Source organism: Deltaproteobacteria bacterium, from assembly GCA_016213065.1.
GTDB lineage: Bacteria > UBA10199 > UBA10199 > SPLOWO2-01-44-7 > SPLOWO2-01-44-7 > JACRBV01.
The window spans coordinates 1-16,373 of sequence record JACRBV010000060.1 but is presented as its reverse complement, the minus strand read 5'-3'; the positions used below and the strand labels follow the sequence as shown (position 1 = coordinate 16,373).

13 protein-coding genes are annotated in these 16,373 nt (G+C 45.6%); 4 read left to right on the top strand and 9 right to left on the bottom strand.

Annotated elements, in window-relative coordinates; genetic code table 11:
• Positions 1-100: 100 nt before the first annotated feature.
• From obgE to rplU, 3 genes are all read right to left on the bottom strand, one after another.
• Positions 101-1,105: a GTPase ObgE gene (gene obgE / locus HY877_03465; GenBank protein ID MBI5299337.1), complete on the bottom strand. Its 1,005-nt coding sequence runs from the start codon at positions 1,103-1,105 to the stop codon at positions 101-103.
• A gap of 210 nt (positions 1,106-1,315) precedes the next feature.
• Positions 1,316-1,579, bottom strand: coding sequence for a 50S ribosomal protein L27 (gene rpmA, locus HY877_03460; protein MBI5299336.1), 264 nt, complete (start codon positions 1,577-1,579; stop codon positions 1,316-1,318).
• A 64-nt stretch (positions 1,580-1,643) separates the two neighbouring features.
• On the bottom strand, positions 1,644-1,955 hold the full coding sequence (gene rplU / locus HY877_03455; GenBank protein MBI5299335.1) for a 50S ribosomal protein L21: 312 nt from the start codon (positions 1,953-1,955) through the stop codon (positions 1,644-1,646).
• A gap of 107 nt (positions 1,956-2,062) precedes the next feature.
• Here rplU and HY877_03450 point away from each other — a divergent pair, with 107 nt between their 5' ends.
• Positions 2,063-2,338, top strand: coding sequence for a hypothetical protein (locus HY877_03450; protein MBI5299334.1), 276 nt, complete (start codon positions 2,063-2,065; stop codon positions 2,336-2,338).
• Positions 2,339-2,340: 2 nt separating this feature from the next.
• Here the strand turns inward: HY877_03450 and HY877_03445 are convergent, their stop codons facing one another.
• Positions 2,341-3,447 (bottom strand): amidinotransferase, encoded by a 1,107-nt coding sequence (locus HY877_03445; protein MBI5299333.1) that lies wholly within the window; start codon positions 3,445-3,447, stop codon positions 2,341-2,343.
• A 134-nt stretch (positions 3,448-3,581) separates the two neighbouring features.
• Positions 3,582-5,117, bottom strand: coding sequence for an Rne/Rng family ribonuclease (locus tag HY877_03440; protein MBI5299332.1), 1,536 nt, complete (start codon positions 5,115-5,117; stop codon positions 3,582-3,584).
• Positions 5,118-5,208: 91 nt separating this feature from the next.
• On the opposite strand from HY877_03440, the gene HY877_03435 reads away from it, so the two are divergent.
• Positions 5,209-5,844: an orotate phosphoribosyltransferase gene (locus tag HY877_03435; protein ID MBI5299331.1), complete on the top strand. Its 636-nt coding sequence runs from the start codon at positions 5,209-5,211 to the stop codon at positions 5,842-5,844.
• Here the strand turns inward: HY877_03435 and rimO are convergent.
• The 3 genes from rimO to HY877_03420 all read right to left on the bottom strand — a co-directional run bounded on the left by rimO (position 5,833) and on the right by HY877_03420 (position 8,634).
• Positions 5,833-7,146, bottom strand: a complete 1,314-nt coding sequence (gene rimO / locus HY877_03430) for a 30S ribosomal protein S12 methylthiotransferase RimO (GenBank protein ID MBI5299330.1) — start codon at positions 7,144-7,146, stop codon at positions 5,833-5,835. The genes HY877_03435 and rimO overlap by 12 nt on opposite strands.
• Positions 7,147-7,157: 11 nt before the next feature.
• Complete coding sequence (locus HY877_03425; GenBank protein ID MBI5299329.1) at positions 7,158-7,538, bottom strand: hypothetical protein; 381 nt, start codon at positions 7,536-7,538, stop codon at positions 7,158-7,160.
• Positions 7,539-7,653: 115 nt separating this feature from the next.
• Positions 7,654-8,634, bottom strand: a complete 981-nt coding sequence (locus tag HY877_03420) for a transposase (GenBank protein MBI5299328.1) — start codon at positions 8,632-8,634, stop codon at positions 7,654-7,656.
• 239 nt (positions 8,635-8,873) lie between these two features.
• Here HY877_03420 and HY877_03415 point away from each other — a divergent pair, with 239 nt between their 5' ends.
• Positions 8,874-11,477: a collagenase gene (locus HY877_03415; protein MBI5299327.1), complete on the top strand. Its 2,604-nt coding sequence runs from the start codon at positions 8,874-8,876 to the stop codon at positions 11,475-11,477.
• A 17-nt stretch (positions 11,478-11,494) separates the two neighbouring features.
• Here the strand turns inward: HY877_03415 and metH are convergent, their stop codons facing one another.
• A complete protein-coding gene (gene metH / locus HY877_03410; protein ID MBI5299326.1) occupies positions 11,495-14,989 on the bottom strand; it encodes a methionine synthase in 3,495 nt (1,164 codons plus the stop codon).
• A 95-nt stretch (positions 14,990-15,084) separates the two neighbouring features.
• Here metH and ychF point away from each other — a divergent pair, with 95 nt between their 5' ends.
• Positions 15,085-16,173 (top strand): redox-regulated ATPase YchF, encoded by a 1,089-nt coding sequence (gene ychF, locus HY877_03405; protein MBI5299325.1) that lies wholly within the window; start codon positions 15,085-15,087, stop codon positions 16,171-16,173.
• Positions 16,174-16,373 lie beyond the last annotated feature (200 nt).

The following is a 16,373-nucleotide window of genomic DNA, read 5'->3' as shown; positions in this document are numbered from 1 at the left end:
GCTTTATATCCCGTTCGTTAAAATTGCCTGCGCGAAACCCCAAAATTCTCCTCACACAACTTTTTCACCACATTCTTCAAACAACATTTACTGTATGAAGTCAACCCTTTGAGGCAAGAAGTTTGGCCGTCTCTTCAATTAATGTTTTCAAACCTTCCCTCTTGGCCGCGGATATCGACAAAACATTTTTCTTAAGTTTTTTAAAAATAGCTTCGGCCTCTTTTTTGCGTTCATGGGCTTCCGGGATATCCATTTTTGTCAAAATAATCAGTTCCGGTTTTTTGGCGAGATCAGCACGGTATGCTTTTAATTCGGTCCAAATCGCCTTGTATTGTTGCAAAGGGTCGGTGTGCTCCGAGTCGGTAATGTCGATGAGATGGAGCAACACGCGTGTTCTCTCAATGTGTTTGAGGAATTGAATTCCCATGCCGGCCCCTTCGTGAGCGCCTTCAATCAAACCGGGGATGTCGGCCACCACAAAACTTTTTTCCACATCAACTCGCACCACGCCCAGATGGGGAACTTTTGTTGTAAAAGGATAATCGGCAATTTTGGGACGCGCATTTGAGATGGCGGAAATGAGAGTTGATTTCCCGGCATTTGGAAAACCAATCAACCCCACATCGGCCAGAAGTTTTAATTCAAGAAGAATGCGGCATTCTTTGCCGGGGGTTCCCTTATTGGCAAAATCGGGAGCTTGACGGGTGGAAGAGGCGTAGTGCGCATTGCCGTGCCCCCCTCTTCCCCCTTTCGCCACCACAAATTCCTGATTCGGTTTTGTAAAATCAATCAATACGGTTTTAGAATCGGGATCTTTGACAACCGTTCCCACAGGTACAACAATCGCCACATCTTCGCCCGACTTGCCGTACATGTTTTTCCCTTTACCATGTTCTCCGTTCTGTGCTTCGAAATGTTTCCGGTATTTCAGATCCATCAAAGTGGTAATGCCAGCTTTGGATTTGACAATACAACTGCCGCCGTGTCCCCCATTGCCTCCATCCGGACCTCCACGGGCGACATATTTTTCCCGGCGAAAACTGACACAGCCGTCTCCACCATCCCCTGCTTTGATTTCAATAATAGCTTCGTCAATAAATTTCATTTCGTCCTTGGTGATTACGTGAGTGGTGAAAAATGCGGGTCCTGCCAGCCGCTCGGGGTGCGTCTCCCCAAAAAAGGGGCCCCTCGCACCCTCTGCGCGGCTGTCACCCGCATTTTTCACCACTCACGTAATCATTAACGTGCTTCATATCTCAAATAAAAAAGCCCTCATAAGAGGGCTGAGAACTTAAATAATTAAACACTCAAACACCTAAACACTTTTTTGCGGATAAATGCTGACCTGCCTTTTTGTTTTTCCCTTGTTTTCAAAAGTTACAATGCCATCGATCTTTGCGAAGATTGTCCAATCTTTACCCACGCCAACATTCAAACCGGGGTGGATTTTTGTACCGCATTGTCTTACCAAAATATTTCCCGCTTTGACAAGCTGACCGGAATAGCGTTTCACACCACGGCGCTGGCCGTGACTATCTCTTCCGTTTTTTGTCGATCCACCTGCTTTTTTATGTGCCATAATCGCTCCGCTCAAAATTAAAAATCAAAAACCAAAAATTAAAAATCAAAAATCAAAATTAAAATTAAAACAAAATTTTATTTACTTTTAACAAAGTAAAAGTCTGTCTGTGACCCTGTTTTTTGCGATATCCTTTGCGGCGTTTCTTTTTCAAAATTAAAATCTTTTTGTCTTTTCCCTGTTCCAGAATTTCGGCCTCTACTGTGGCGCTGGCCAAAAAGGGATTTCCCAATTTCAGTTCTCCCTCACCCCCGACCAAAAGCACCTTGTCGAGAACAATTTTAGAACCGATTTCTCCGTCTAATTTTTCGACGGAAAACTTGAGTCCTTCGGCTACTTTGTATTGATGACTTCCATTAGCAACAACCGCGTACATAAAAACTCCTTTGGAGGGCGTGTAGTTAGCGGATTCACCCTCTTAAGTCAACCTCCTAAGCAACTTTTCTGGGGATTTGCCGATAACTATAATGAGAGGAAGGTTGGATGAGAAAAATAGCATTATTACTGATTTTATTGGGTATTTTTATATTTTCAATGTCTGTATTGGCTCGGGAGAACGATCATTTCAATTTGAAAGACAAAGATCCCACCCAAGACCGTGATGCAAAAACCGATTCACGTACCAATTTTGACTCGTGGGAATCGGAGAGAAAAATTCGACAAAATTTTGCCCCGATGCGAACCGTTCCCATCTATCACGATAATTCCATGAATGTGGAAATAGGCCCCGCCCAAATTGAATTCCGGTTTGCCCTTTAAATTTAAAGGTAGGATTTCAGAGAGCCTTCACGCCAGACATCAATCGTTGCGCAATGAAAAGACCCGCCAAAAGTATTGAAATTTCGGAAGGGACAACGAATTGGTTTGAGTCCCAGATTTCTCATTAACTTGAATAACGGTTCATCATGAGTTTCCACAAAAACTCTCTCTGTATCAATCATGATCACATTCATGCTGACCCATTTGCTGGTCATGTAGAGGGGATGACTGTCGGGAATAACCGGTTGCGGGGCCGGCACAATATCCCAATGTTTTAAAATTCCTTTTTTGAGTTTTGCCACGACAGACGGCGGAACCCATACCGGATTCGCGAGCAACAATCCCGGTTTTAATAAAGTCAGGGTTGTATCGATGTGCATCCGGTGGGCATTTGGGACATCGATAACATGAACGTGATACGCATCGCCCAAAAATTTTTCGAGCCACTCAATCCCTTTTCGATTTGTTACATGACTTTGCAAGGCAAGAATATCTTTTCCCAATCTTATAAAATCGGCCGCTTCAAAAATCGGTTCTTCTTCCGTAATCACGGACTGAAATTGATCTTCCGAATATCTCCAACCCGCGGTGTAATCTTTTTCCGTCATTTGCGGCAAAGACGGAATAATCCATTCCGCACCGCGACTCTCATATTCCTTCATCAATGTTTGATATGGAATACTTTCATTGCGACGGGAACGCCATGACATCGGCGCTTCAATTATTTTATTTCCTATCAAAAGAAATTTGTCGCGCGGCATGGCGGCATAAAATCCACCTTTTGTTTTCCAGTGCGCGGTTTCAATCGGCTTGGAAAAAAGATTTCCCGGCAAATCGGGACGGCGGACTTTCACCCCTTCCGCTTCTAAAATATGGACGAAGGTTTCTAAATCTTTATTAGCGGCGTCGATTTGTGCTTGAGGAAACGGTTTCCCGGCATTCTTCTGAAAAAACTCCCAATATTTTTGGGGCATGGTCGCCTGAATCATCGGAAGGGGTTCATCGGACACCACCGCCCCCTCAATGCGTCCCACCACCACCTCTTTTAAAAGATCCCACTCCGTGTGGGCGCCAAACGATTCGGATTTTATACGACTTCGGGGTACCATAATAGATATGGTACTATGGATACGCACTTGACGCCATTAACCTTATGGTCTCTTTTTTTGTCATCCCTGCGAAGGCAGGGATCCAGTGTTTTTCAGATTTTCTGGATTCCTGCCTTCGCAGGAATGACGACATGTTAGGAGTCACTCTTTAGGGTTTCCGCTTTTGCTTCGGCTACATCGAATTGTTCCAGATGATAATCTGAGACGGTCTTGACACTGATTCTTTTTTTGTATCGCTCTTCCAGAGCCTCGAGCCATTTGCGCTCTTCGTCGTAAAGCATGTTGGCGACATTGGGATGTACATACACAACAATCTGTTTTCCTTTGAGTCCTTCCATTTCGCGCTGGATCTCACGGAAAATTTCGTAACAAACGGTTGTGGCACTTTTTAGATAACCTTTTCCTTCGCAATAAGGACATGGGTCTGTGAGCTGGCGGCGCAAATCTTCGCGGGTTCTTTTGCGCGTCATTTCCACAAGACCGAGATCGGAAATTTTGGTGATCGTGGTGCGGGCGCGGTCGGCTTTCAGCGATTCTTTGAGAGAGTTGAAAACTTTTGTTTTGTCGGCATGGCGTTCCATGTCAATGAAATCGAGAATGATGATACCGCCGAGACTGCGCAAACGAAGCTGATAGACAATCTCCCGAACTGCTTCCAGATTTGTTTTGAGAATTGTGTCATCCAGATTATGGCGCCCCACAAACCGACCCGTGTTAACGTCAATGGCGGTGAGTGCTTCCGTCTGTTCAATAATAATGTAGCCTCCGCTTTTGAGCCAAACTTTCTGACCAAGGGCCCGCGTGATTTCAATTTCAATACCGAAATGATCGAAAATCGGTTCTGTTCCCTGATAGAGTTGGATCGAATTTTTGAGACTCGGCATGAAAGCGCTGATGAAACTGATGACGCGGTCATAACCTTCTTTATTATCGATCACGAGACGATCAATATCGGGCGTGAAAAGATCGCGCACGGCGCGGAGCAAAACATCCAGCTCTGCATGAACTAACGCGGGGGGTTTTGCACCCGCCGCTTTCTGCTCAATTTCGCGCCAAGCTTTTACGAGATATTCCATGTCGGCAGTAATTTCTTCATCGGAAATTCCAACACAGGCGGTTCGGATGATAAAACCACTGCCTTTTGGTCTTGCCTGATCGATCAGTTGACGCAGTCTTTTTCTCTCTTTGGCGTCATCAAGACGTCTGGAAATACCAATGTGATTGACAGTCGGCATGAAAACCGAATAACGACCGGGCAGTGAAATATGGGAGGTGAGTCGGGCGCCTTTGGTTCCCATCGGTTCTTTTTCAACTTGCACCAGAATTTCACGTCCTTCTTTGAGAAGGTCTTCAATTTTGCGATTGCGTGCGTGGGAAAAACGTTTGTGTTTGGGTTGTTCCTCTTCGGGGTCGTCGTCGATATCGACATCAAAACGCGTCAGCTCCTGCACAACATCCGACGCGTGCAAAAAGGCGGTTCTCTCAAGACCAATGTCAACAAAAGCCGCCTGCATGCCGGGCAACACCCGCACCACTTTTCCTTTATAAACATTCCCGACAACGCCCTGCTCTTTGGCCCGCTCAATATAGAGTTCCGAGACCACCCCATTTTCCAAACGGGCGACTCGCGTTTCACCAAGGGTGACATTTAAGATGAGTTCATTGGCCATAACATCGGCGCTTCTGCCACAGAAGGCGGGGGAACACAAGGTGATTGACAGGCGGTGATATATTTGTCATTGCCCGCAATAACAAAAAATAATGAACCAAATTGAACAGGAAATTGCCCGGATTTTGCTGGATGTCGGCGCCGTCACACTTCGCCCCGATCAACCTTTCACTTGGGCTAGCGGTATCAAATCTCCAATCTACTGCGACAATCGTCTTTTGATGTCTTATCCCGAAGCCAGACGGCGAGTACGCGAAGCTTTCTGTCATCTCATCAAGGAAAAAATTCCCAATGTGGGACTCATCGCCGGCGTTGCCACAGGCGCTATCGCCCATGCCGCGTGGGTTTCCGACCGTCTCACAAAACCCATGGTTTATATTCGCGCCGCAATCAAAGATCATGGAAAGCAAAATCAGGTGGAAGGAAAAGTCACACCCGGCATTGAAGCGGTGGTGATTGAAGATCTGGTCAGCACGGGAGGATCGAGTATCGCCGCCATTGAAGCACTCCGCAACGCGGGCGCCAAAGTCGATCATTGTTTTTCCATTTTCAGTTACGGTTTTCCGGAAGCCCTCGCGCAATTCAAAAAAATAAATTGTCAACTGACACCACTCACCAATTTTCCAACACTGTTGCAAATTGCAAAAGAGGGACGCATCATCTCCGCCGCACAGGAAAAAAATCTTCTAAAATTCAGTGCTGATCCGTGGAAGTGGTTAGATAAGTGAGCCCACCAAATCGTATGCGTGAACTTGGGTGATCTTCACGGTGGCAAATTGGCCTGCGGGCAAATCGCATTCATTGAGGTAAACAATTCCATCCACATCGGGCGCCTGACCTTCATGACGGGCGGTCATGACTAAATTGGATTCTTTGCTGGGTCCCTCGATTAAGACTTTGATTTCTTTTCCGACCCAGCGTTCATTGCGCTCTTGCGCAATTTTTTGTTGCGATTCCATCAAACGTTTTTTTCTTTCGCGTTTTATTTTTGAAGGAACATCGTCTTTGGATTTTGCGGCGTGGGTCCCCTCTTCTTCTGAATAGGTAAAAACACCGACGTGATCAAAATGTCCCTCTTCGATAAAATCCAACAGTTCTTCAAACGCGGCGTCGGTTTCACCCGGATAACCAACAATGCAGGTGGTACGCAATGTCACTTCGGGAATTTTTGCGCGCACCATTTCAATAATATTGTGAATGTCTTTGGAGGTTCCTTCGCGACGCATGGCTTTTAAAATTGCGTCATTCATATGCTGAATCGGCATATCGAGGTAATTGCAAAAATCCGGTTCCGCCTTCATGAAATCAACTACCTCCATCGGAAAACCGTGCGGATAGGCGTAAAAAAGTCGAAACCATTTTTCACCTTTTAGCTTCACCAATTGTTCCATCAATTTTCGCAATGTCGTTCCATCTTTTTTGTCGCGACCATAGCCGGTGGAGTCCTGCGCGATCAGATTAAACTCTTTTACTCCCTGTTGAATAAGATTTTTGGTTTCCGCCACCAAGGAATCAATGGAGCGGGAGCGCAAAGGTCCGCGCAATTTTGGAATCACGCAAAAAGAACAGGAGTGCTGACACCCTTCCGCCAATTTCAGATAGGCATAATGTCTGGGAGTAACGAGTGTTCTCGGAAATGTTTCGTCGGCCAAGGCGCGCGGTTTGCCAACCACCACACGTTCTTTCTCATTCAGCAATTCAGCAATCTTCGGAAAATCACCAGTCCCGACAAAAAGATCGACCTCGGACAATTCTTCAGAAAGTTCTTTGGAATAGCGTTGTGCCAAACAACCGGCCATCACGAGTTTTTTAAGTTTTCCTGATTTTTTAAACGCCGCCATTTCCAGAATCGTATCGATCGATTCTTTTTTCGAATCTTCAATAAACCCGCAGGTGTTGACGATCAAAACGTCGCAGAGTTTCGGATCATGTGAAATGTAGTAGCCCGCTTTTTTGAGCGACCCCAACATCACCTCCGAATCCACGAGATTTCTGGCACAACCAAGACTGATAAGACCTACTGTTTCCATATTTACAATGACTAAGTCCAATCGGGAACAGCAAAAGAGTGTTGTGTTGTTCCCTGAAGATAGAGAAAAAGTTGTGAAGTATCTTTTTTTAGAATCACATACCCCATAAACAAAATTAAGCCAAAACCCACAGTTTTCCAAATAGTAATATAATGATCCCGTTCCACAGCATATTCTTCCAGTGGTTTGAGAATGCCTGTGGTCGGAAAATGATTCCAGACCCTTTCCGGAACCTTTGGAATAAGATTTAAAAAAGCATCCTCACTGGCCATAAAAACATCGTCTCTATCTTCTGCCCTCAAAACGCCATCACAATTTTTATCAACAACCCTGAAAGCATATTCGGGATTGTGACTCACAAGAATAAAAGGCTGGCAAATGGGTTGGGTCATAAATTTCTCTTCATAAGAATCTTCGTCAGTTTCCCAAAAAAGTTGCCTAATTATTTTCGATGGACCCTGCGGAAAACTAGTAAAACTCTGGGGTCAGGCTGTAATAATTTACTATTTATATTATGCCACCATCCAAACTCCTTGGTTTGTCAACGATGAGGAAGTCGTGCAGGCGGCGCCATCTCTTAAACAACCCCGCATCCTGCGAAAAACTCTCCTCCAGAGCCCGATACCGATGCGCCATAGCCGATTCTCCCTTTGAGAAATGGCGCCCCACTTCCTTCATCGTCATTCCGGAAACCGATTTAGCAAGAACAGCAACCATACTGCGCGCGAAGCTCCCGAGGCGCGACCGCCGTGGCGACAAAATCATTTCGGGCGGAATGTTCCACTCGCGCGCAACGGCATCAATTATTTCCTGCAATGACACCTTATAAAAACAATGCGCCCCATGGCTGTTTTCTTCCTTCGCAAGAGTTTTTGCGACAAATTTATCCTTGCCCAGCACGCGCTGATCCTTGGCCTGATAAAATTCTTTCCGATGCCCCATGCCAATTGCCTCCAGCACGAAAGTCTCGTATCGTTTTGCCGCCTCCTTGTGCCGCTTCCCAAACAGATTCAGCACGCCCGGAGAATCACAGTGCGGCTCTTTTTCCAATCCCAGCAGAGCCCGATGGGAACTCCATTTATAATCCTTTGGGTTCTTGACAAACCTCGCTCTCACCGGATTGAGATGAATGTAACGAACCAGTTCCAAAAGATATTCATCATGCTGACACAAGATGGCCTTATACCGTCCCTGAAAAAGGTGTCCCACCGTCTTGTGGCGCCGATTGAACGACTGTGTGTAGCTGAACTGAACCGCCTGCATGATTTTGGACAAGGGGACATCGCGCGCCTCAATAAGAAGATGAATGTGATTGGGCATCAGACAATAAGCATAAAGAACAAAACCAAATTTTTCATGATAGCGCCATAGCCGGCCAAGATAGTCTTCATAATCCGTGGCGGTCTTGAAAGTGGGGCGTTTTTGATTGCCACGCGACAAGACATGATAAAGCGCGCCGCAATACTCGATGCGTGGTTTACGTGCCATTGGGGTATATTCGTACTCAAGGCAGAGCCAACCGTCAATAGTAAATTATTACAGCCTGACCCCAATTCTGTGACCCCATAAAACCGTCAAAATTTTGACTTCCATTTTGATAATTCAAGTAGAAAAACACCCAGAGCAGAGCAGAGCAGAACGTCGCAAGTCTTTGATTTTTCGTCAACTCGATTCTGGAATGCCTTTGGCACGCGATATGCACTTTCCAAGCCTATCGAGGGAAATTTATGAAAACTTTTCAAAAAATAGTTTGTTCCGCTGTGGCATGTTTAGCGTTTTTGGGAAACTATGCTTCCGGCTCCACGCAATGGACACCGCAAAAGAAAGCACCGACTATTATTAAATCTCCTACTATCAAACCACCTGACAAACCGCTCGCAACCATACCACCCAAAAAAGCAACAATTTCACCATCAGTACAGCAGAAGATACCACAACCTCAAAAGTTCCTCTCGCCAGCACAAGCAGACATGCTCTTTCGCTATGACAAATCTCAGCTAAGAGAGAAACTACCCGAATCTGAGGTGAAAACATACCTTAACCTTAGGCGTCTTCTGCCGATAGGCACGATTCAACCAACGAGGGATAAGGATCTAAAAATGAATCACGATGCTAACCCTCAGCTTGGCATTCCATTGTCTGGACGACCCGTAATGTATCCTACAAATACCAGAGATAGACGATCGTACTCCATTGAAGAGGGATCGGAGGCTCGAGGGCAAGGCGAAATGGGCGACAGTGGTACAACCACAGATGCAAGCAATGGCAATGCGTGTTCGGCAATGAATCTTGCAAGCCTCACGCCTCAGGGTCTTGTTTCATTTCTGCGCACGCACGATGAACGGTGTATGAAGGTCGTTTGGGATTACAACGAAAACATTCAACATCTCTATAACAACCAAAACATGTTGGCCGTTGCAGCCGAGATCAACTCTCTGGCCGCAAATTATAATGGGACAAATGAACTGGGTCTATTACAATTAGTCGAGTTTCTCAAAGTTGCTTATTATCAGGCATGGTATGAAAAAGTTGATTTTAATGGTCCCGATGTAGACAACGCATCACGAAATGCATTTTTGGCGGTGTCAAGAAGCACACATTTCCTAGATGATAACAACGATGCGACTTCTATAGCATACTATCTCATTACTGCCCTTTATGGTGACAGATGGAATGACCAATTTGCTTTTTTATACAACAACATCATTCAAACATTCCTTCGAGAAAACAATCGTTTTGAGAGTCACAATCAACGTCGGACACTTTATAACGTTCTCTATAATCTCACTAGCTTTAGATTCTTCAATATACATCCGGACATAATCAGTTCTCTTGGCGAACTTGCAAACAAGACTGATCTCGATAATAAGAAAATTTATCTGGTCCTCAATGCTATTTACATCGTGGGTGAAATATCTCGAGACTCTTCAGTCGATTCCACATTGAGAACAACGGCACTTGCATATCTCACTTCCGCCTATCATACTTTTACTGGACACCTTGAACCACAATTGTGGATTATAAAATCTATTACAAATACAAAATATGGAAAGGATTGTTCCTCTCTTTCCGACGGAACACAGGTCTGTTGGTCCAAAGCCCTTGCGGAGGCCAAAAAACAAATATTTCCCAACACCTATTCCTTTGACGATGGCAGGATAATTATCCAAACACCTCTTCCCACAGGCAAAATCCAAAAACTTTATTACGCATCAAAAGAGGTTTCTTTCCAGCATCAAAGGGCCACGGGAAGAGTTACTCCAGTTCCGAATGATCCCAATGAAAAGCTTAAAATCTATATCTACAACAATCCGGATGACTGGGACAGCTACCAGCCGCTCCTCTTTGATCTTGATTCCGATTGCGGCGGCATTTACATCGAAGATGAAGGAACCTTTTACTCATACGAGAGATTGCCATCTGAAAGTGTTTATACACTCGAAGAGCTTTTTCGTCATGAATTCACCCATTATCTTCAAGGCCGCTACCTAATCCAAGGGATGTGGGGCTCGTCTCCTCTTTATGCGGACAGCAAACTACTGTGGTTCAGTGAAGGCGCTGCAGAGTTTTTCGACTACAGCACTAGAAAGGACGGTATCAAATTACGAAAAATTATGTTTTCACGGATCCAACACGACGGGAACAACCGCCTTAGTGTGGCAGATGTCGTTCATGCCACATCATCATATGATTTCAAACTCTATCGCTATGGCTATGCACTCATAGCCTATTTATACCAAAATGACAGAGTTCATTTCAAATCCTTGATTAATGCAATTGTCGCAAACGATGCCAAGATTTACAGCAACATTGTCAATGCATTGGCAACTGATTCCTATCTGGAAACTTCCTATCAATCATTTATCGATAACGGTATCAGTCAACTCGCCTCTCTGGATAGCCCGACAGCTTTTGTCCCCAATCTTAGGTGTCTCAGCATGGATTCTCCAGAGACAATTCAACAGTCATTTATCGCAAATGGATTTTCGGGAACGACTTGTTCTCTTGCATATCATATAAATCCAAGATTTTCGTGTACAGGTACCCTTCCAAGCACCAGTCACCAAGTTCAGACATGGATAGATGCATGGTCAACAATGAATACCAGACTTGATTCTTTTCTGACACGCATCAGCGATTCACGGAATCCACAATATAGTGGCAACACTATTGGGATGGTTTGTTCATTTTATGACTTATTGATATTGGACTGGGGAGGCAACCAGCACTCTGATGCACACTTCAACTGTGAGGGACCGCTAAACAGCAATTATCTAACAGGGCCAAAACCAGGAGGTCGTCCAGATTCAATGATATATCGATGTCCGTAAGTAATCTGTAAATTTACTTATTCTTGATTCTCCTTCCCAAAACCCACGGAAAAATAGGTGGCCTGCGGATGGTGAAAAACTAGGGCTGAGACGCTGGCTTCGGGGTCCATCATGAAACCTTCGGTAAGCTGAACGCCAATCTCTTCAGGCTTTAAAAGAGTCCATAAAAGAGCTTGATCTTCCAAACGTGGGCAGGCTGGGTATCCAAAGGAGTAGCGTTTCCCGCGATATTTGGCCTGAAAACGATCCATCATTGTCATGTCAACGGCGTCGGGAAAACCCCACGCCTTGCGCAGTTGCGCATGTAACAATTCCGCATAGGCTTCCGCCGATTCCAGAGCCAAGGCTTGAAGAATGTGGGAACGTAGATAGTCGCCTGAATTTTTTAATTTCTCGGCAAGTTCCCGCACTTCCCTTCCCACGGACACAACGAAGAGGGCGACCGAATCGAGAACCTCCTCATTTTTTTTGCCGAGCGTGTAATCGGCCAGACACAAACCATCGCCCTTTTGTTGGCGCGGAAAATTAAAAACAACGGGTTTCTCTTTTTCAGGATAGACAAAAAGAGAATTTCCCTCGCTGGAAGCCTTGAAAAATTGATAGACCGCAGAAGGTTGCATGACGACGGTATTGGCATATTCTTTTTTCACCGCCTGTACTGCATTCCAAATTTCTTTTGCTTTCGGTTCATCTTGTCCTTCTCCTTTTTCTAATTTGCGAAGGACTCCCCCCTTGATTCCCAAATGGCGTCCATAAAGCATCAGCGGGTTGATATATTTCCAGACTTGTTCGATCGGAGTATTTCGAATCACATGCCGATTGAAATCAGAAGGAATTGGCAAATTCGAAAATGGAAGAGGTTGAATGATGAATATCCGTTTCGGCGATTCCTTCGTCTTCGCCTCTGCCGATGGACCGACTTCCTCTTTCAATTTCGTTCTCTTCGCCAACAATTCTTTTTTTAATTTTTCAAATTTTTCAGGGTCGACAATAACTTTTGCCAGCTCCAGACCATTCATTGCATCGGAGGCATAAGCAACCGTTCCGGTGCTGTAGGATTTCGAAATATTTTTGTCGACAAAATTGGAAGAAAGCGCCGCCCCTCCCACCAACATCGGAACATCCACTCCGGCTTTTGCAAAATCGTCGGCGGTAACAACCATTTGCTGAGCTGATTTTACAAGAAGTCCGGAGAGGCCTACAATATCAGGGTTGTGTTCGCGAATAGCGGTAATCAACTGCTCCGGCGGCACCTTGATTCCCAAATTCACCACTTCAAAACCGTTGTTGGACAGAATAATATCAACCAGATTTTTTCCAATATCGTGCACATCCCCTTTCACGGTGGCCAAAATTACTTTGCCTCGTGCGGCCGTTTCTGATTTTTCCATGAATGGTTCCAAACAAGCCACGGCCGATTTCATCGCTTCGGCCGATTGCAAAACTTCAGCCACAATCAATTGATTGGCGTTGAAGAGTTTTCCTACTTCATCCATTCCCTGCATCAGAGGGCCATTGATAATGTCGATGGGCTTCATCGTTTTAAGAATCTCGTTTAAATCATCGGCCAATCCATCTTTGGAACCTTCAATAATATAGCGAGGGAGTCGCTCCATCAGAGGGAGTTTTTGTTTGTCAGCCTTATTAACACTTTTGCGCTCTCTAAAGTGCGCCGCAAAAGTGGCAATTGGATCACCGCCCCGATTATACAAAAGATCTTCGGCCAGTTTTATTTCTTCGGGTGGAATGCTGGCGTAACGAACAAGTTTTTCGGAATTGACAATGGCCAGATCAAGCCCCGCCTTGACACAATCATAAAGAAAAACGGAATTCAAAACTTCGCGTCCCGCAGGAGGCAAACCGAAACTGACATTGGAAATTCCCAAAACCGTTTTTGTGCGCGGATATTTTTGTTTGATGAGACGGATGCCCTCGATCGTCTCCACGGCAGAACCCACATATTGCCGGTCTCCGGTGGCACACGGAAAAACAAGCGGATCCCAGTAAATATCCTCCGGAAGAATTCCATATTTTTCCGTCAGCAATTTGTAGGAACGTTCCGCCACCGCCAATTTTCTCTGACGCGTTACCGCCATCCCTTGCGATGGATTATCGTCAATGGTTCCCACCACCAACGCCGCACCAAATTTTTTGGCGAGGGGAATTACCTTTTCATAGCGTTCCTCTCCATCTTCCAAATTGATAGAATTGACAATCGCTTTCCCCTGACTGTAGGTGAGGGCCATCGCAATGACTTTTTCATCGGTTGAATCGATCATCCACGGCGCGCGAATTTTTTTCGCCGCAAATTCCAGAAAGCGACGCATATCTTCCATCTCCTCACGGTCGGGATTCGCAAGACAGATATCGATAATCTGGGCCCCGTTTTTTATTTGGAGTCGTCCAATATCGGAGGCTTCCTCGAATTTTTCTTCAGAGATTAGAGTTTTGAATTTTTTACTTCCGATAACATTGGTTCGCTCCCCAACAATCACCGGGCGCATTTCATCGGTGATCTCCAGATAATCAACACCGGAGAGAAAAGACCGCGGAGTTTTTTTTGGAACGCGTGGTTTTCCCGTTTTGGCAAGTTCCGAAAGAGCCTTGATGTGATCGGGACCGGTACCACAACAGCCGCCGAGCAAATTGATCCAGCCATTTTCCACAAAACGGGAGAGCACTTGCGCCACCATCTGCGGTGTTTCCAGATAATTTCCGTATTCGTCGGGAAGACCCGCGTTCGGTACACACGCCACACAAAAAGAAGAAAGGGTCGCAAGCGTGCGGATAGGATCCGTCATAAATTCGGGACCTGTGGCACAGTTGAGTCCGATGTAGAGAAGATCGCGGTTGGCTAAAGACGCAAAGAGAGCCTCCACCGACTGGCCCGCCAACATTGTTCCCATCGGTTCAATCGTTCCGGAAACAGCAACGGGAATTTTAAAACCGACTTCATTGAAAAGGCGATCCATCGCCAGCAAAGCGGCTTTGATGTTGCGTGTATCCTGACACGTTTCGATCAGAAAATAATCGACGCCTCCTTCCAGAAGGGCTTTGGACTGAATATAAAAATGCTCTTCCAAACTTTCAAAAGTTATACCACCGGTTACCGATATGGCTTTGGTAGTGGGACCGATGGAACCTGCCACAAAACGGGGCTTGTCGGCTGTGTCATATTTTTCACACGCCTCACGCGCAAGCTTTGCCGCCGCGACATTTATCTCATACGCTCTGGCGCCTAAACCATATTCTTCAAGCACCAGCGGGGTGGCACCAAACGTATTCGTTTCGATAATATCGGCACCGGCTTCGAGATAATTTTCGTGAAAGTCGCAGATAATATCGGGACGGGTGATGACAAGATATTCGTTGCATCCTTCCAGTTCAGGTCCGCCAAAGTCCTCGGCGGTCAAATTTTTCCCCTGAATAGCGGTTCCCGTGGCACCATCGAGCACAAGAATGCGACTCTCCAGAGCCTTATAAAGATTTTTTATGCGCGTATTCTGATCCATTTTTTCCTGAAAGCGGGTTTATAATATAACTAAATTGACGAATGAAAGACTTTTCTTGCTGGTAAATTCAGTCGAATTTTGAGAAGAGCTTCTTCATGAGTTTAAACATTGGCATTGTGGGACTTCCTAACGCCGGGAAATCAACTATTTTCAACGCTTTGACGGCCTGTCAGGTTCCGGCGGAGAATTTTCCCTTTTGCACGATCGACCCCTCTACGGGTGTGGTGCCCGTCCCGGACCCAAGATTGGATAAACTGACCACTATTTATAAACCGGAGAAGACAACCCCCACCACGGTTGATTTTGTTGATATTGCGGGGTTGGTCAAAAATGCCAGTCAGGGAGAGGGGCTCGGCAACAAATTTTTAAGTCACATTCGGGAAGTGGATGCCATCGCCCATGTTGTGCGCTGTTTTGATGATCCGGATGTTGTGCACGTTCATGGAAAAGTCGATCCGAAAGAAGATATTGAAGTGATCAATACAGAATTGGCTTTGGCGGATCTGGACGCTGTCAGCAAACGTCTGGATAAAGAAGAAAAATTAGCGAAGACCGGAAACAAAGAAGCCATCAAAAAAGCGGAATTGCTTGGAAAACTTAAAACCAGTTTGGAACAGGGCATTGCAATTCGCAAAATATCTTTGAATGCGGAAGAGAAGGCGACAATCAAAGAGTTCTCATTGCTCACCGCCAAACCGATGCTCTACGTTGCCAACATATCCGAAGAAGGCACAAAAAATGCGCATGTGGTAACCGTTGAAAAAATTGCGGCGGAAGAAGGGAGCGAAGTCGTTTCACTCTGCGGCAAACTCGAAGCGGAGTTGGCGCAATTAAAAGACGAAGACAAAATGGAATTTTTGAAAGAACTCGGTTTGAAGGAACCGGGACTCAATCGCCTGATTCGTTCGGGTTATCATCTTCTCCATCTCATCACCTATTTTACAGCGGGACCAAAAGAGGTGCGCGCATGGACAATTCATCAAGGCACCAAAGCCCCACAAGCCGCCGGAGAAATTCACACCGATTTTGAACGTGGTTTCATTCGCGCCGAAATTTTTAATTACGATGATCTCATGGCTCTGGGCAGTGAAGCCCAAGTCAAATCCGCAGGGAAATATCGCTCCGAAGGAAAAGAATACATCGTCAAAGACGGCGACATCATTCTTTTCCGATTCAACGTTTAGATCAGCGGTCAGCGGTCAGCTTTCAGCTTGAAATGATTGAATTATAAGTAGATTCCCACGGGCAAGCCCGTGGCACTTTTGAAAACGCGCTTTGCGCGAGAAAAGGAAGCATTCACCCATGCGCAAGCGCATGGTACTCTGCGGGCTTGCTGGAGTGGAATCTACCGAGTGAGCAAAGCGAACGTGAGGGGGAGGCTCCG